18 protein-coding genes and 2 pseudogenes are annotated in these 16828 nt (G+C 65.8%); 14 read left to right on the top strand and 6 right to left on the bottom strand.

The genetic code is table 11. From position 1 onward, the window contains the following. Nucleotides 1–210, bottom strand: a pseudogene (locus A5691_RS14565) (SDR family NAD(P)-dependent oxidoreductase); the annotation flags it as partial. Between A5691_RS14565 and A5691_RS14560 the strand changes: the two are divergent. Further along, nucleotides 203–517: pseudogene (locus A5691_RS14560) on the top strand (short-chain dehydrogenase); the annotation flags it as partial. The pseudogenes A5691_RS14565 and A5691_RS14560 sit on opposite strands and share 8 nt — an antisense overlap. A gap of 11 nt (nucleotides 518–528) precedes the next feature. On the opposite strand, the gene A5691_RS14555 reads toward A5691_RS14560, so the two are convergent. Further along, nucleotides 529–1356 (bottom strand): enoyl-CoA hydratase/isomerase family protein, encoded by an 828-nt coding sequence (locus A5691_RS14555; RefSeq protein WP_067753742.1) that lies wholly within the window; start codon nucleotides 1354–1356, stop codon nucleotides 529–531. Between the two features lie 52 nt (nucleotides 1357–1408). Between A5691_RS14555 and A5691_RS14550 the strand changes: the two genes are divergently transcribed. The 12 genes from A5691_RS14550 to A5691_RS14500 all read left to right on the top strand — a co-directional run bounded on the left by A5691_RS14550 (nucleotide 1409) and on the right by A5691_RS14500 (nucleotide 11405). Beyond that, nucleotides 1409–2659, top strand: coding sequence for a hypothetical protein (locus A5691_RS14550; protein ID WP_067785700.1), 1251 nt, complete (start codon nucleotides 1409–1411; stop codon nucleotides 2657–2659). Nucleotides 2660–2663: 4 nt separating this feature from the next. Then, complete coding sequence (locus A5691_RS14545; RefSeq protein WP_067753749.1) at nucleotides 2664–3470, top strand: enoyl-CoA hydratase/isomerase family protein; 807 nt, start codon at nucleotides 2664–2666, stop codon at nucleotides 3468–3470. Nucleotides 3471–3476: 6 nt separating this feature from the next. Further along, nucleotides 3477–4724, top strand: coding sequence for an acyl-CoA dehydrogenase family protein (locus A5691_RS14540; RefSeq protein ID WP_082950324.1), 1248 nt, complete (start codon nucleotides 3477–3479; stop codon nucleotides 4722–4724). Next, the gene (locus A5691_RS14535; protein WP_067889035.1) at nucleotides 4721–5536 is read left to right on the top strand and encodes an enoyl-CoA hydratase/isomerase family protein; all 816 of its coding nucleotides are present in this window, start codon (nucleotides 4721–4723) and stop codon (nucleotides 5534–5536) included. Before A5691_RS14540 ends, A5691_RS14535 begins: the two co-directional genes overlap by 4 nt. After that, nucleotides 5533–6333 (top strand): enoyl-CoA hydratase/isomerase family protein, encoded by an 801-nt coding sequence (locus tag A5691_RS14530; RefSeq protein ID WP_067889032.1) that lies wholly within the window; start codon nucleotides 5533–5535, stop codon nucleotides 6331–6333. The genes A5691_RS14535 and A5691_RS14530 overlap by 4 nt, the downstream gene beginning before the upstream one ends. Then, a complete protein-coding gene (locus A5691_RS14525; protein WP_068019012.1) occupies nucleotides 6330–7781 on the top strand; it encodes a class I adenylate-forming enzyme family protein in 1452 nt (483 codons plus the stop codon). The genes A5691_RS14530 and A5691_RS14525 overlap by 4 nt, the downstream gene beginning before the upstream one ends. 101 nt (nucleotides 7782–7882) lie before the next feature. Next, a complete protein-coding gene (locus A5691_RS28040; RefSeq protein WP_156670079.1) occupies nucleotides 7883–8023 on the top strand; it encodes a hypothetical protein in 141 nt (46 codons plus the stop codon). A gap of 256 nt (nucleotides 8024–8279) precedes the next feature. Further along, entirely contained in the window at nucleotides 8280–8939 is a 660-nt protein-coding gene (locus A5691_RS14520; RefSeq protein ID WP_068019009.1) for a hypothetical protein, read from the top strand. Nucleotides 8940–9035: 96 nt separating this feature from the next. Beyond that, nucleotides 9036–9398: a hypothetical protein gene (locus tag A5691_RS14515; protein ID WP_231972819.1), complete on the top strand. Its 363-nt coding sequence runs from the start codon at nucleotides 9036–9038 to the stop codon at nucleotides 9396–9398. 10 nt (nucleotides 9399–9408) lie between these two features. Continuing rightward, nucleotides 9409–10014 (top strand): SDR family oxidoreductase, encoded by a 606-nt coding sequence (locus A5691_RS14510; protein ID WP_068019006.1) that lies wholly within the window; start codon nucleotides 9409–9411, stop codon nucleotides 10012–10014. Further along, the gene (locus A5691_RS14505; RefSeq protein ID WP_067785679.1) at nucleotides 10011–10769 is read left to right on the top strand and encodes an SDR family NAD(P)-dependent oxidoreductase; all 759 of its coding nucleotides are present in this window, start codon (nucleotides 10011–10013) and stop codon (nucleotides 10767–10769) included. The genes A5691_RS14510 and A5691_RS14505 overlap by 4 nt, the downstream gene beginning before the upstream one ends. Before the next feature lie 6 nt (nucleotides 10770–10775). Beyond that, a complete protein-coding gene (locus tag A5691_RS14500) occupies nucleotides 10776–11405 on the top strand; it encodes a TIGR03619 family F420-dependent LLM class oxidoreductase (protein ID WP_068019004.1) in 630 nt (209 codons plus the stop codon). A 141-nt stretch (nucleotides 11406–11546) separates the two neighbouring features. On the opposite strand, the gene A5691_RS14495 is transcribed toward A5691_RS14500, so the two are convergent. Next, nucleotides 11547–11801, bottom strand: coding sequence for a hypothetical protein (locus A5691_RS14495; RefSeq protein ID WP_068019001.1), 255 nt, complete (start codon nucleotides 11799–11801; stop codon nucleotides 11547–11549). 67 nt (nucleotides 11802–11868) lie between these two features. Here A5691_RS14495 and A5691_RS14490 point away from each other — a divergent pair, with 67 nt between their 5' ends. Next, nucleotides 11869–13047 carry an amidohydrolase family protein gene (locus A5691_RS14490; protein ID WP_067753791.1) on the top strand — a complete coding sequence of 393 codons (1179 nt, stop codon included), beginning with the start codon at nucleotides 11869–11871 and terminating at the stop codon, nucleotides 13045–13047. Nucleotides 13048–13218: 171 nt separating this feature from the next. Here A5691_RS14490 and A5691_RS14485 read toward each other — a convergent pair whose 3' ends face one another. The 3 genes from A5691_RS14485 to A5691_RS14475 all read right to left on the bottom strand — a co-directional run. Beyond that, on the bottom strand, nucleotides 13219–14775 hold the full coding sequence (locus A5691_RS14485) for a class I adenylate-forming enzyme family protein (protein ID WP_068018998.1): 1557 nt from the start codon (nucleotides 14773–14775) through the stop codon (nucleotides 13219–13221). Further along, the gene (locus A5691_RS14480; RefSeq protein WP_067753785.1) at nucleotides 14772–15974 is read right to left on the bottom strand and encodes an acyl-CoA dehydrogenase family protein; all 1203 of its coding nucleotides are present in this window, start codon (nucleotides 15972–15974) and stop codon (nucleotides 14772–14774) included. The genes A5691_RS14485 and A5691_RS14480 overlap by 4 nt, the downstream gene beginning before the upstream one ends. Continuing rightward, a partial coding sequence (locus A5691_RS14475) for an acyl-CoA dehydrogenase family protein (RefSeq protein WP_067753794.1) occupies nucleotides 15971–16828 on the bottom strand: 858 nt, incomplete at its 5' end. The genes A5691_RS14475 and A5691_RS14480, both read right to left, overlap by 4 nt.

Below are 16828 nucleotides of genomic sequence, written 5' to 3'. Positions count from 1 at the left end.
AGTCCCCATGATGTTCTCGGTCATCCGCGTCCGTGCGATGGGGGCGACGGCGTTGATGGCGATGCCGTTGCGGGCACCTTCGATGGCGAGAACGTGCATCATGCCGATGAGGCCCATCTTGGCCGCGCCGTAGTTGGCTTGACCGAAGTTCCCGAAAAGTCCGGTGCCGGAAGTGGTCTGAACGATCCGTCCGTAATTCTGTGCCCGCAACGGCATCGCCATCAACGCCGTCGCCCCCATCGCACGGACGCGGATGACCGAGAACATCATGGGGGAAGCCGGTCAGGCCATGCACCCCGAGCTCGTCACCCCTGTGGTGGTCTACCTGTGCCATCCGACGTGCGACCGAACCGCGCACATCTACTCGGTCGGCGCCGGGAAGGTGTCACGGGTGTTCATCGGCGTCACCAAGGGAATCGAGGACACGTCTTTGACCGCCGAGTCGGTGGCGTCGTCGATCGACGACATCGACGACAGCGCCACGTTCACCATCCGGGGCGGACCCACCGCCGCCTAGCAGACAGCCGGTCAGCGACCGAGAAACTTGGGCTCACGACGTTCCGCGAACGAGGCGAGGCCCTCTTGGAGGTCGGCGGTGTGCGACACCACCTCCTGCGCCCAGGCCTCCTGCTCTAATGCGCGGTGTCGATCCGACTCCGACGACACCGACAACAACCGTTTCGTCAGCGCCAGCATCACGGTAGGGCCCGCGGCCAGCCGTACCGCGAGCTCCTCGGCGGCCGCCCGGGTGTCTTCGGGTGCGGTCACGCGATTGACCAGCCCGAGCTTCTCGCAGGTGGCAGCGTCGACCGGCTCGCCGAGCATCAAGAGTTCAGTGGCCTTGCGCAACCCCACGATTCTCGTCAACAGGTGGATGGCCCCCGAATCGGGCAGGATCCCTCGGTGCACAAACGCCTCCACGAGCTTGGCCTGCGCCGACATCACCACCAGATCGGATGCCAGCACCAAGCTGGCGCCGGCGCCCGCCGCCGTACCGTTGACAGCGGCCACCACGGGTTTGTCGCAATCCAGTATCGAGGAAATCAATCGCTGCCAGCCTTGCTGAAGCATGCGGGCTATGTCACCGGGCCGCTTCTCCGCGATGGGTTTCGAACGCGGGTCAGCGCTTGCCGCCTGGGACGGTAAGCCGGCGCCGGTACAGAAATGCCGGTCACCCGTTGCGCTCAGCAGCACGGCACGCACGTCGGACCGATCATGAGCCAGGGCAAAAGCATCGTTGAGCGCCTGACGCGCCAAGGGCGACAACGAATTTCCGACGTCTGCGCGGTCGATGGTGACTCTTAGTACCCCGTCATCGCCGACGGCCACCAGGATGCCCGATGCTTGTTCGCTCATATCCTCATCCCTGCGTTAACGGCGTTTCCGCTTTTCGGGTATCTTAATTTCCATGCCGGAAACCGGTCAGATTACCGACGAGGGGTTGGCCCGGTTGCGGGCCACCATCGGGATCGCGGTTCCGCACACTCAGCCGCCGCACTACTTCAGACCGAACGAAGACTGCTTCCGCCACGTAGCGGAGAGCTACGGCGACGCCAACCCGCTGTGGAGCGACGCGGAATACGCCGCCAAATCCGTATGGGGCGAGTCGATCGCGCCCCCCGCGCTCGTCGGGGGCGACACCTTGATAGGTGAGGACGAGGTGACCACGCTCTCCGACGAAGACCGCGCGCTGACCAAGGGTGACCCCTTGCGCGGCGTTCACGCCTTCTACGCGTCCTCGTCGCGTGAGTGGTGGGCGCCGCTGCGGGCCAATCATCGCGTCTTCCGGCGCAACGCTCTGGTCGCGGCCCTGGACAAGAGCAGTGAATTCGCCGATCGGGCCGTCCACGAGTGGTCGGCACAGGTGTTCCGAGACGATGAAGACGTCATCTTGGGTGCGCAGTACCGCAACATGATCCGCACCGAACGCAGCAAGGCGCGAGGTCGCAAGAAGTACGAGGCCGTCGAACTGAAGTCGTGGACGCCGGACGAGATCGCGGAATTGGACGAGAGATACGCGCGCGAAGCCCCGCGTGGCGCCGAACCGCGATCCTGGGAGGACGTCGACGAGGGTGACGACATCGGCACCCTGACCAAGGGCCCGTTGACGGTCACCGACATGGTCTGCTGGCATGTCGGCATGGGGACCGGCATGTACGGGGTGCGGCCCCTGCGACTGGCATGGCGCAATCGGCAGCGCATCCCCCGTTTCTACACGCCCAACGAATACGGTGTGCCGGATGCGCAGCAGCGCGTGCACTGGGAACCGGAGGCAGCCCGCAATGCGGGTAACCCCACCACCTTCGACTACGGCCGGATGCGCGAGACGTGGCTTATCCACCTGTGCACCGACTGGATGGGTGACGATGGCTGGCTGTGGAAGCTCGCCTGCGAATTCCGGCTCTTCAACTACGTCGGCGATCTGCACACCGTCACCGGGACGGTGGTCCGCAAGTACCTCGCCGAGGACGATCGTCCGGCCGTCGATCTCGAGTTGGCGGCGACGAATCATCGTGGCCAGATCACGGCGCCGGGCACGGCCACGATTCTGCTCCCCAGCCGCGAACACGGACCCGTCCGACTACCCGATCCCCCTGGGCGGGCGACCAATCTCGCGGACCTGCTCACCGCCGTGGCCGCACGATTCGCCGAAACCTGAGCCCATGACTTACGACAGTGTGCCCGGTCTCGCGGCGGAACAACGCGGTGCGGTCTTGCAATTGAGGTTGGACCGCGAGGATCGCCGCAACGCAGTCAACGACGTCATGCTCGACGCGATGATCGCGCATTTCGCCGCCGCGGGTGTCGACGAATCCGTCCGCGTCATCAGGATCGACGCTGCGGGACCCGACTTCTGCGCCGGGTCCGACCTCATCGCCAACAACGCCCGCTCCGAGCGAAAGCCCAGGGTGGGTAGCACGCAGCGCCGGCTGCCCAACAAAGCGAACCGGTTGATCCCGTTGATGCTCGAGACTCAGGTGCCCATCGTGTCCGTAGTGCGGGGCTGGGCCGCCGGGCTCGGATTCCACATCGCACTCGCATCCGACTTCTGTGTCGCCGCCGAGGATGCGCGGTTCTGGGAACCTTTCATGGCCCGCGGTTTCACCCCCGACAGCGGCGCGGCCTGGCTGCTGCCGCGGCTGATCGGCCTGGTCCGCACCCGGCAACTGCTGATGCTGGGCAAGGAGATCACCGGAACCACCGCCGCCGAGTGGAACATCATCCACGCCGCCGCCCCGGTCGACGAATTGGACACCGTGGCAAGCGAACTGACTGCCGGCCTTGGCGATGCGCCCACGGTGGCGCTGGGCCTCACCAAGTGGCTGCTGCACAGCGGCAACGGGCTCGACCTGGACCGTCATCTGCAGAACGAGGCGATGGCGCTCGAACTATCCAGCCGCAGTGAAGATTTCAAAGAAGGATTGGCGGCCTTCCGCGACCGACGCGAAGCAAAGTTCCAAGGGCGCTAGAAGAACGTGACGCCCCTGCCGATCACCGAGGCCACCAGTGCCGCCGACGCCGTCGCGGCGGTCGAACAATGGGTCGACGCCGAGGTGCCGGCATCCTGGCGTATGGCCGCCGCGCAGAGTCCCGTCGCCCTGCGCGCGGTGCGGAGCCCCGCGGATTACCGGCAGTGGTATCCGGTTTTCGCCGAGTCCGGTCTTGTGGTGCCGACCTGGGCGCGCGAATACGGCGGCCTGGGTATCGGCAACGAGGTGGCCCGGGCGATCGATAGGGTGCTGCTTCCACTGCGGCTGTCCCGGCTGAACCCGTTGGGGCTCAACAACGCTGCTGCGGCGTTGTTCAGCCACGGTACGGAAGAGCAGCGGTTGCGCTTCCTGCCGCCGATCGTGCGCAACGAGGAGAAGTGGTGTCAGCTCTTCAGTGAGCCCGGCGCGGGGTCGGACCTTGCCTCGTTGGCGACACGGGCCGTCCGGGACGCGGATGGCTGGCTGATCTCGGGCCAAAAGGTCTGGACCACCTGGGCCGACGAGGCTGACTTCGCGATCCTGCTCGCACGAACCGATCCGGACGCACCCAAGCACAAGGGCATCACCTACTTCCTGCTCGATATGCGTCAGGCCGGCGTCGAGGTACGACCACTGCGTCAGATCACCGGCGAGGCGGAGTTCAACGAAGTCTTCATCGACGATGCCCGGGTCCCCGACGCGCACCGGGTGGGCGAGGTCAATGACGGCTGGCGCGTCAGCGCATCGACGCTGTCCAGTGAGCGGCAGATGGTTTCGGGTTCCGGGTCGGGAGGCATGGGCCGCCTCGGCGGCTCCGGCGCCGACCGGCTGATCGCCGTCGCGCGGGAGACGGGCCGATGGGACGACCCGGTCGTCCGTAACAAGATCATGCGGTTGTGGGCCCAGGAGCAGATCCGTGGTTGGACCAATGACCGTGTCCGGGCGGCACTGTCGGCCGGCCAATCGCCCGGGGCCGCGTCCTCGATCGGTAAGGTGCACCAGGCCACGCTGAACCAGCAAATTCAGGACCTCATGGTCGACCTGCTGGGTACGGACGCGGTCGCCTGGCCCGCCACCGACGAGCCGGACGCACTGCCCCGGGATGTCCATGGAATGCTGCGCAGCCTCGCCAACGGCACCGAGGGCGGCACCACCGACATCAACAAGAACATCCTCGGCGAGCGCGTGCTCGGGCTTCCCAAGGAACCGGACCCCTGGAAGGGCAAACCCTGGAAGGACATTCCGCGCTCGTGAGCACCTACCAGCGGTTGGTCGTGGAGAAGTCTGAGGGTATCGGCTGGCTGATCCTGAACCGGCCGGACGCGGGCAACGCCTTCGACGCGTTGATGCTCGACGAACTCGAGACCGCCTGGGCCGAACTCGATGCCGATCCCGGTGTCCGGGTGATCGTCAACGCGGCCAACGGCACAGCCTTCTGCACGGGGATGGACGTGGTGCAGGTGGCGCGCGACAAAGCGGCGATGCGCCGCCACTCGCGTCGAACTCGGGACGCGGAGCTGAAGATTTCGTCCTGGCATTGCGGGGTATGGAAGCCGGTGATCGCGGCCGTGAACGGGGTTTGCGCGGGCGGTGGCCTGCACCTGGTGGCCGACGCCGACATCGTCATCGCGGCCGAACAGGCCTCCTTCGTCGACCCGCACGTGTCGCTCGGCCAGGCCGTCGCCTATGAGGCGATCACCCTGCTTCGCAAGTCTCCGATGGAGGCAATCACCCGGATGGCGTTGAGCGGCAGGGGCGAACGCATCTCGGCGCAACGCGCCTACGAGTTGGGCATCTTGTCCGAGGTGGTAGCCGCCGATCGGCTTCGCGCCGCGGCGCTTCGGCTCGCCACCGCGATCGCCGGAAATTCGCCGACCGCGTTGCGCGCCACCAAGAAGGCGCTGTGGCACTGCCTGGAAGTCGGTATGACGCAGGCCCGCCGGGATGCCTCCGATGAGATCTGGCGGCTGCGCAATCACCCCGACCACGGCGAGGGCGCCAGGGCGTGGCGCGAGAAGCGCACACCGCGGTGGCAAGCACCGTCCGGCGCTGTGGAGGCTTCATGACGTATCAGAGGCTGGTCGTCGAGCGGCGCGGGCCGGTGGGCTGGATCATCAACAACCGCCCCGACCGGCTCAACGCGTATGACGTTGTGATGCGTGAGGAATTCCCGAAAGCGTGGTCGGAATTGAATGCCGACCCAGACGTCCGCGTCATCGTGCACACCGGCAACGGGCGAGCGTTCCAGGTGGGGGCCGACGTCGAGGAGCTCGACGGCGAGGCCGTGCTGCAGTTTCAGGAGACCATGCGCACGCTGGACCTCAAGCTGACGGCGTGGCACTGCAACGTCGAGAAGCCGGTCATCACGGCTGTCAACGGGGTATGCGCCGGTGGCGGGTTGCACTGGGTGGCCGACGCCGACATCGTCATCGCGTCATCGGACGCGAGCTTCGTCGACCCGCACGTCTCGATCGGCCAGGTCAGCGCTTTGGAAACCATCGCGCTGATGCGCAGGATGCCGGCCGAGGCGGTGTTGCGGATGGCGTTGGTGGGCAGCCACGAACGGCTCAGCGCCCATCGTGCGTACCAGCTCGGCATGATCAGCCAGGTCGTGGATCCGCCCGAAAAGCTGCGCGAGGTCGCCCAGGAGCTGGCCGAGAAGATCGCCAGAAACTCGCCCGCGGCGATGCGTGCCACCAAGCGTGCACTGTGGGGCGCACTCGAATACGGCCTGACCGATGCGTGCCGCGCCGGCGCCAAGCACCTGACGTCGATGTGGGGGCACCCCGACCAGAACGAGGGCCCCCTTGCCTTCGCGGACAAGCGAACTCCGAATTGGGCTCCGTTGGAGGCCGATTCGTGAGCCTGGTGGATCTGCTTGACGGCCTGCCGGATGTCGCCGTGCACTTGGTCGATGGCGAGGTGTCGCGCGACGAGCTGGTGGCCAGTTCCGACCAACTCGGCGCGCTCCTCGCGGCAATCGGATTGGCGAGGGGACAGGTTGTCGCCGCCATGCTGCCCAACGACGCAACCACCATCGCCGCGCTGTTCGGCACGTGGCGCGCCGGTGGGGTGTACACACCGTTGAACCCCAGGGCGGCCGACGCCGAGATAGCGGCCCAGCTGACGACGTTGCGGCCCGTCGCCGTCGTCACGACACCCGAACTGGCGCCGAGATTCTCGACGTTCGAAATCCCCGTCGTCACCGGTGACGCGTTGGCGTGGGCAACGGCGGCAAGGCGCGACTTGCCCGCGCACGCGCGGTCCTACGACGACGATGTGGCACTGTTGCAGTTCACCTCCGGCACCACGGGCCCGCCGAAGCCGGTGCCCCTTCGGCACACCACGGTGCTCGACCTGATCGATCGGCTGTTGGCGAAACTTCGTGGGAAGAAAGCTATTACCGACGCACCGAAACGCCCGCCGATGCCGAACCTCGTGCCGTTGTCGTTGTCGTTGTGGGCGGGTATCTATCAGGTGCTGTTCGCGTTCCGGGCGGGTTCGGGCGTGGTGCTGATGGAGCGATTTTCCCCGTCGGACTTCGCCGCGCTGGTTCGGCGGCACCAGCTGCGTTCCACGGTGCTGCCGCCCGCGGCGCTCACCATGGTGTTGCACGACGACTCGGTCACGGACCTGTCGCCGCTGAAGATCGTGCGATCGATCACCGCTCCCCTGTCGCCTGTGCAAGCGGCCCGATTCAGGGACAAGTTCGGCGTGATCGTGCTGAACTCCTACGGCCAGACCGAACTCGGTGGCGAGGTGGTGGGGTGGTCGGCCGCCGACGCCCGCGAGTGGGGAGAGACCAAACTCGGATCGGTGGGGCGGCCTCTGCCCGGCATCGACGTCAGGATTGCCGATGACGAGGTGCTGGTGCGCACGCCGACGACAGCGGCGCGCAACATCGATCCGGCCTTCCTCGACCGGCTCACCGATGACGGCTGGTTTCACACCGGCGACTTGGGCTGGTTCGACGACGACGGGTTCCTCTGGCTCGACGGCCGGGTGTCCGACATGATCAACCGTGGCGGCCTCAAGGTCTTCCCGGGCACCGTCGAAGACGTCATTCTCGCCGCCGGCGGCGTGCGGGAAGCCGCCGTCGTGGGCATCCCCGACGAGCGGCTCGGCGAGGTGCCCTGGGCGTTCGTCGTGCGACGTGATCAGGCCGTTACAGAAGAGAGCCTCACCGAGTGGTGCCGGGATCGATTGACGCCGTACCGCGTACCCGTGCGATTCGTGTTCGTCGACCGGCTGCCGCGCAACGACGTCGGCAAGGTGGTCAAGCGCGAGCTCGCCGCCATGGCCAATGCGTGAAGGTTCGGACTCAGCAATCGTCGAAGCCCGGGAGCTTGGCCAACCCTGAATTCGATAATGCGAATTCTCGTAATTGATAATGATGCTATCATCGCGGGGAAATGTGTATTTCCACCCGCGTTGCGGAGACGGGAGCAACGGATGTGATCGAAGAATTGGTGCGGATGGTGATCACGTGGGGGGTGATGTGCGCATTGGTTGCCTTCTTCTACTGGATGTTGTCGAACATCGGGACTTTCTGACCGCAGCGATCGGCCCTGAGTGGAGTCGCCTCGGGCCGGCTATCTATTTCCTAAGGAGGAGTCAGCGCGGTGGACGAACAGGATCGCCGGCGTAGGCGCGGCCTCATCGTTTTCCAAATCTGGATATACGGCCTCCTGCTGACGATGTTTCTCATCCAGCTCTCCATGTTGCTGACAAGAGATTGGTAGGCCCATGCGATTGCCCTCTGCGATAACGCGCCGCGGGAACGGTGCATCCTCCTTCGCGTCAGCGACTTTGGACGAACACGAACGCCGGAGCCGGCGGGCTCAACGACAGGCGGATATCTGGCTCATAGCGGGCACGGCACTGATGGGCACGCTCGTGCTCGGCGTCCTCGGGCTCCCCCTGTTCGTGCGTGGCCTGTACCTGTTGCGCAATGCGCAACGCGAGGGCCTGTCGGTGCGTCCACTCATGGTCACGCTCATCGGTTACGTGATCATCCTGGACGCGGCCCTGAACAGCATCGGTTGGGCACTCGACCTGTTCGCCAATCACGCCCTGATAACCCGCACCGTGTTCACCGCTTGGGGGAACCTGATGGACGGGGGCTACTTCTGGCACTACAACGAGCTCTGGATCGGAGGTGCCGGTGCGCCCGGGGAGAAGGCGTGGGTTCTCGTGTGCGTGCTCATCGCCTTTCCGATGCGGATGGCCGCAGCGATCGGCTTCCTACAGATGAAGCGCTGGGGGCACCAGTGGATGATCGTCACTTGCTGGTTCGGTGTGGTGGTCTGGACCGGCTACATCTTCAACATGACGTTGTATGCCGATGTGCGGTACGCGGCGGTAGGCCTGCCGGTGCTGGCCTGGTGGGCCTACAACGTCTTTTACATCACGCCGTTCCTCGCAATCCCCTACCTGCACACCGTGAACCGGGAAATCTTCTCCGACTGACCGATCCTGGGAAGGACTATCGTGTCTGAATCAACTGTGGACGCAGTCGCGCCGGCCGAGCCGCTACCTCCGGGCACGACGTCGGCTTGGGCGCGGATGCACACGTGGCTCAAACGGGGGCTGTTCGTCTGCCTGTTCGGGTTGGTGATCGAGGGGTCGCTCACCGTGCCGGTGATGGCAGTCTGGTACGGGTGGCCCACGCTGTCCCTCACCCAAATCTGCAGCGAATTGCTGAAGGTGCGCTACTCCGATGACTCGCTCGAATGCAGGCAGCCCTATCCCCTCGGGGGCCCGCCGTTCGGCGGTGCTCCGGAGGCCGCCGGCCAACACACCGCGAAAGACGACTGGGGAGTCCAACCCCACCCGCGGTACAACCGGATCGGCTTCCGCGAACTGGTGAAGATCCACGACGAGCGAATCGCACGGCAAGCGAAGGTGTCGGCGATTCCAAAACCGTAGGGCGGCGCACATGACAACTCCGCACGTCATAGGGCGCAGCGATGCCATCTCGTGGGCGATCGCAGCAAGTCTAAAGTCGGTCGTCCACAACCTCGACGAACCGACTCAGCCGAACACGGACCACGTGGTCATAGTGATCGGCGTCGATCCGGCGCTCGAGCCGACGCACGTCAGCACGTTGAGTGCGCCGGATTGGGGCCGATTCGCCGAACAACCGATGCGACACGCGCTGGCCGCTTTGCAGCGGTCGTACTCCTCGATGCGCAACCAAGGTGGAGGACGAATCGTGCTGGTGCTGCCATCGATCGGGATGACGGGAGCGCCGTATCTTGTCCCGTACGCCACCGCGCTCGAGGGAATCCGTGCGATGGCCAAATCCGCCGCTCGCCAATGGGCTTCTCAAAACCTGATCGTCAACATGGTTGCCGCCCCGCTTCGTCTTTTCGCGCCGCGGCTGAGCGCGTCAGCCAGCCATGTGACCGCGGCAGCGCTTCAGGACGATGACTCGCTCATCGAATCGATCGTCGAGACGACACGATTCCTACTCAAGCCCGAGGTCACGGGTCTGGTCGGCGAAACCGTCATCGTCGACGGCGGAGCCGTGATGCTCCCATGACGATCAACGATTACACGGTGCTGGTCACTGGAGCCGGCGGCGGTGTCGGGCACGGCATCGCGCGTGCGCTCGCGGTCGACGGCGCGCACGTCTTCGTCGCCACCCGATCGGAAAGTGGGCGGGCGGTTGCAGCGGAACTCAGCGAGGCCGGTTGTCGGGCAAGCTGGGTCCGCTGCGACGTCACCGTAGCCGAGTCGGTCATCGGCGCCGTCGAGGCCGCGGTGATGACGACCGGGCGCCTGGATGCGCTGGTACACAATGCCACAAGCAACGCATCCAGCCAGCCGCACCGACTCGAGGACGTCGGTGAGTCGCTGTGGCGCGACCACATCAGCGTGTCGGTGACCGGCGCCTATCACTGTGCGAGCGCAGCCTTCCAAGCGCTGCGTGAACGGGCAGGGACGTTCCTGGTGATGACCTCACCCGCCGGGATCGAAGGCAGCGCCACACTGCCGCTCTATGCCACGGTGAAGGGCGCACTGCGGGGCTTCGCCAAAAGCCTGGCCCGCGAATGGGGCGCCTACGGCATCACGGTCAATGTGATATCGCCGCTTGCATATTCACCGGCGATGACGGCGGCGATCGAAGCCGAACCCGCGATGGAGGAGCGGCTGGCGCGGCGGATCCCGCTGGGCCGCATCGGCGATCCGCAGAGCGACGTCGGTGCGGCGGTCACTTTCCTCGTGGGCCCCAAGGCGAGGTATCTCACCGGACAGACGATAGGGGTCGACGGCGGCCACTTCACCAACCTCTAGGCCGTCGTGGAAATCGGTCTTGTTCTTCCGCACAGCGGCCCGAACGCGTCACCGTCGTTCATCCGCGACTTCGCGCAGACCGCCGAGGGTTGCGGAGTCGACCGGCTCTGGGCGGTCGACCATCTCGTTTTGCCCCGTCACAGCGATTCGCTGTATCCGCTGGGCCGCAGGCCCACGCCAGTCGCCGACGGCTGGCTCGCCGACAATCTCGCCCCCAACTTCGAACTCATGACGACGCTCAGTTGGGTTGCCGGGTTGACGAGCACGATTGGGCTCGGATCATCGGTCGCCGTACTGCCGCTTCGCAATCCGATCGGCGACGCAAGACAACTCGCTTCGCTCGACGCGTTCTCGGGCGGCCGGCTCGTGTACGGCGTCGGAGTCGGGTGGCTGAAGGAAGAGGCGACAGCGATGGGCATGCCATGGGACAACCGTGGCGCCCGCAGCGAGGAACACATCCGGTTGTTGCGCACCCTATGGTGTGCGGACGATCCCTACGTCGAATTCCATGGGACATTCTACGATTTCGCACCGATGGATCCCCGGCCGCACCCCGCACGACGACCCATTCCGATCCTGGTGGGCGGGCACTCTGACACCGCGCTCGACCGAGCGGCGCGTGTCGGCGACGGGTGAATTTCCGCGCCGACGTCCGTTGGACGGCTGGCCGGGCTCGTCGCGTCTCTGAACCGGTTAGCCGACGCGCGCGGCAGATCGTCGGCGAGCTTGTACACGGTCGCATCCACCGCTTATTCCGGCGCCCGATCATTGGCCGAGTCATGCGATGCCTACCGTCGACTGGGCATCGATCATGTTCAGGTCCTGATACCCGCCGACGAGCCGCGCCGCATCATCGACCGGCTGCCGGAGGTCGCTGATGCGGCGAACCAGTGAATCGGGCAGGGCCCCACAGCCCGTGACGCGCGGTGCGACCTTGCCGTTCGCCACGGTTTCGGACAGTATTAGGGCGAGAACGTCTACTCTCGGTTTGCGATAGTGGCGTTGCCGGTTGCCATCCGCGCCGTTGGCCATGCATATGGCGGACAAATCTGCGAGCAGGCTTTCGGCGATCTCGACTGCTTCGTGGAAAGGAATGACGATGACCGAACCCCGTGCGTTCGAGGTGTGGGATGCGGACAATCACATGTACGAGACGATCGACGCCTACACGCGCTATCTGCCGGAGAAATACTCCGAAGCATTGAAGTTCGTCGACGTCAATGGCCGCAAGAAGCTCCAGATCCTCGGCGTTATCACCGAGACGATACCCAACCCCACCTACGAGGTGATTCCCACTCCCGGCGCATGGGCCGACTACTACCGCGGGATCAACCCGGAGGGTAAGACGCTGCGCGAGCTCGCCGAGCCCATCCGCTGTCCAGACGAGTTCCGGCGCCCCGACCTGCGCCTGGCGTTGATGGACCGCCAGGGCGTTGATGGCGCGCTGATGTTTCCCACCACGGCGGGCATGCTCGAGGAACGGACCAAGTGCGACACCGAGCTCACCCACGCGGTTACCCACGCCTTCAACCGCTGGCTGCTCGAGGACTGGACGTTCAACTTCAAGGACCGCATCTTCCCCGTCCCGGCGATCTCACTCAACGATCCGTCGAAGGGCGTTGCGGAACTCGAATGGTGCCTGGAAAACGGTGCGAAGACGGTGCTGATCCGGCCAGCGCCGGTGCCCAGGGAGGACGGAACCTCGCGTTCACCTGCGTTGCCCGAGTTCGACGGGTTCTGGAGATTGGTCGAGTCGTCGGGCATCTCGGTCCAGATGCACAACTCCGACGCCGGCTACGACCGCTACCTCTCCGACTGGGAGGGCGGCAACGAGTTCCAGGGTTTCCAGCTGACGAAGTTCCGCGGCTTCATCTACGAGGAGAGCCGCCACATCTTCGATACGCTCGCGGCCTTCATCGCCCATGGGGTGTTCGAGCGCTTCCCCGGCCTACGCATCGGTGTGGTCGAGAACGGCGGTTCGTGGGCTCAGCGTCTGATGGACGTTTTCGATCGGGTATACCGCAAGAAGCCGCGCGAATTCAGTGAGCACCCGTGTGATGTCTTCCGCAGGCACGTGTGGGTGAACCCGTTTCACGAGGAGGACATGTCGCACCTCATCGACATCCTCGGTGAGGCGCGGGTGATGTTCGGCTCGGACTACCCGCATCCCGAGGGATTGGCCGCGCCCGCGGACTTCGTCAATGAGCTCGAAAACCTCCCCGCCGCAACCACAGCACGAGTGATGGGCGGCAATCTGAAGGAGCTGATCGGCATCTAGCCGAGTCCGGCGGCGAATCGCCTCAGGTACGGCCAGGAGATGTTGAACATCTCCCCGCGTCGGCATAAGTATCTTCACCGACAAGACCGATCCTTATGGCATTCGCGGTGCTGCGTGTCTCGGGCAGGAGATCGCCTTGCCCGGGAATCGGATCGGGGTTGTCACGAACGCTCACCGGTCCCCGAACCGGGTCCGGAGTTCATTCTTGAGCACCTTGCCGGTGAGATTACGTGGCAGCGCATCGACGATCTCGAGCCGTTCGGGCGACTTGTGCCTGCTCAGCCCCCGGGCTTGGCAATGTTCGGAAACCGAAGAGAGCGTGACCGCCGCACCCGGGCGGGCGACGACGACGGCACACACCCGTTCGCCGGTCCGCTCATCGGGTACGCCGATGACCGCGACGTCGGCGATCGCAGGGTGGCTCGCCAGGACGCCCTCGATCTCGAGGGCCGAGATGTTCTCCGCGTTGCGGATGATCGCGTCCTTGATGCGCCCCGTGACGACGACATTGCCCTGTTGGTCGATGCGTCCCAGATCGCCGGTGCGAAACCACCCGCCGGCGTCGAATGCCTGGGCATCTAATGACGCATCGACGTAGCCGAGGAAGCATTGCGGGCCCTTGAGCCGCAGCTCCCCCTCCTCCCCGGGCTCGACCGGCCGCTCGGATTCGTCGACGACTCGCACTGAGACGCCCGGCACGGGTTTGCCGACGGTGTGGTCCAGCAGCTCCGGAGGGCCGTTCGGTGCTTGGGAGGTGGCGACCGGAAATTCGGTCAGTCCCCAGGAATTGGCCACACCGTCGACCGAGAAGGTCTGCCGCACTTGATGTCCCAACTCCGCGGTGATGGGTGCACCACCGCCGACACAGCCACGCAGATCGGGATATAGCGGTTCGGCGCCGTGTTTTGCCTGCGCCGCCATGAAGGCGACGAAGAACGGGGTGGCGCTGCCCAGCAGAGTCGGCCGGTGCGCAGCGATGGCGAAGGGGGTCTCCACGGGATCGAAGGTGTCGAAGAGCACCAGTCGCATGCCGGTATGGAGGGCGGCAGCGAGCATGGCGGCTCCCCCGATGTGCGACACCGGAAAGGCGATCGGGTTGACGTCGCTACTGGAGGCGCCGACGATGGCGACGACGCCTGCCGAGCCGGCGATGACCGAGCGGTCGCAGTGCCGCGCGCCTTTCGGGGCCGCCGTTGTGCCCGACGAATAGTAGATCCAGCGCGGCTCCTCGCCCGATTGTGGTGGCGCAGGCAGCGCCGCCGGATCACCGGCGGGTAGCCGAAGTGCGCCGGTGATGGGCTCGTCGTGGTCGATGACCACGACAGTCATGGGTTGGTGATCACCGATCCGCTGGGCGAGCGCGATGTGGTCGAAATTGCGCCACCTCCCGGGAACGATGAGGACGTCGGTCGCGAGCTGCATTGTCACAAAACGTAATTCGCTCTCCCGCCAGATCGGCAGTACCGGGTTTTGGACCGCGCCGAGGCGCGCCAGCGCCACCATGACTACCATCGTCTCCAGCGTCGTCGGCAGCTGCCACGACACCACCGTTCCCGCGCCAATTCCGCGTTGCGCCAACGCCGCCGCGCATGTCAGTGCGGATTCGTACAGCTGCTCGCACGACAGGGCCCGACCGTAGTCGTCGACTAGGACCACCCGATCGGGATGCGCCCGCGCCGCCGTCTCGACCAGGGACCAATAGGTCTCCGCCGCCGGGTATGCGGTCATCGGCTCGGCAAGTGCAGTCGCCGCTTGGCCAGGATGTTGCGCATCATTTCCGAGCTGCCACCGGATATCGTGTAGGCCCGGGACCACAGCCAGCATTCACGCAGGCGTTGTTTGGCGCGATCCACATCGGGGTCCGCAGTCCCCGCGGCAATCGCCGACGCGGCCAGCTCGGCGCCATAGGCCGCGACACGGTGATAGGTTTCGGCGAAGCTCAACTTCGCGATCGAGCCGTCGCCCGGTCGTTCCTCACCCGACGTCAGCCGCTCCACATGGTCGTCGATGAACGCCTTGGCTACCTCGGCCTCGACGGCCAACTCGGCGACCTGCTGGCGGATGTCGGTGGAGTCCAGTGCGGGCTCGCCGTCGATGAGCGCGTTCCGGGCCACGGTGACCAAATCGTCGATCAAGAGTTCGAGCAAGATGACGTTGCCGCCGATGCCGAATCGTTCAAAGTCCAAGCCGGCCATGATGATCGACCAGCCCTGGCCCACCTCGCCGATCAGGCTCTCCGGACCGAGCTCGACCCCGCTGAGGAAGACCTCATTGACCTCGATCGCATCGCCGATCGTGCGGATCGGACGAACCTCGACACCCTCCGCCGAGAGCGGCACGGTGAAGACGGACAGGCCGTGGTGGCGCGAGGACGTCGGGTCGGTGCGGATCAGGGCGAGGCCCATGTCGGCCCAGTGTCCGTCGGTGATCCAGGTCTTCTGGCCGTCGATCACCCAACCGCCGTCGGGTTGCCGCACCCCGCGGCTGCGCACCGCGGCGATGTCGCTACCCGCATCGGGTTCGCTGAGCAGTTGGCACCAGACGTGCTCGCTGCGCCGGATGGGTGGCAGTAGCCGCTGCTTCTGCTCGTCGGATCCGAAGTGCAAGAGCACGTGTGCCGCCAGGTTCACCTGGTCCACCGGGCGTGGCGCGCGGGCGCGCAGGATCTCCTCGCTGACGATGCGGTCGTGCAGTGGGTGGTGATCGTCGCGACCGCCGTGTTGGACCGGCCAATCCGCGCCCACGAGGCCCGCCTCGAACAGGCCGGCGAACCACGCGCGCAGCAGGGCTTCTTGCGCGGGGGTCTGCGGCGCACGGTGGCCTTCGCGGGCTTCGATCGGCGGCGCGTGTTCGGCGATGTGTGCCCTGACCCGCTCTCTGAAGTCGGCCAGCTGCGCATCGGTGGGACGGCTCCAAACCACGCTCACCAACCCGACACCTCCGCCACCAGCGCCCGGCTCGAACGCGCCGTGCCGATCAGGTGGCCGTTGGTGAAGACCCGACGCAGCTCGTAATGCAGCGGATACTCCCACGTGAAACCGATGCCGCCCGAAAGTTGCATGCACTCGTCGACGGCGGCGGCGGCCTTCGCCGCGACGAACGCGTGCGCCGCCGCCGTCAGCAAGGTCGCCCTCTCCTCTCCCGCAGCGAGTGCCCGCGCCGCCCTCATGACGACGGCGCGCGCTTTGACCTCGAAGACCAGCAGCTCGACCAGCCGGTGCTGAATCGCCTGAAAGCTCGCGATCGGGGCCCCGAATGCGATGCGCTCCTTGAGGTATGCCGTCAGCCGCTCGAGGGTCATCGACACGGCGCCCACCGAATCGGCGGCGACCAGCAGTCGGGCCACGGCGGCCAACTGGTCGGCCCGTTCGACAGATCCGATCACGTCGCCGGGTGCGGCCTTCGCGTCGAAACGCCATACGGTTCGGGTGACGTCCAGCAGGTCGGGGTCCAACTCGAACTGGTCGCGATCCAAATCGCGCAGCAGGTGAATTCCGTTGCTTCCCAGGAGTATGACGATGTCGGCCTGGTCGCCGCGGATGATCCGTGCGGGCTCGCCGACGATCGCGACGCCGGCCGTCGCGGTCCCGGCGAGCAGGCCGGGCAGCAACTGTTGCCTGGGGTACCCGGGCGCGGAGGCGAGCGCCGCGGCACCGATCGTGGTTCCCAACCACGCCGACCCGTCCTGCGCTCGACCAAGCTCCTCCGCCACGACGCAGGCCTCGACCGGACGCCACCCGGTGCCCCCCAGCACCTCATCCACGAGCAGGCCGGTCCAGTC

This window comes from Mycobacterium sp. E183 (assembly GCF_001667735.1).
In the GTDB taxonomy this organism is placed as follows: Bacteria; Actinomycetota; Actinomycetes; order Mycobacteriales; family Mycobacteriaceae; genus Mycobacterium.
Note: the sequence above shows the minus strand (reverse complement) of the source record. Positions and strands in the feature narration are given on the sequence as shown.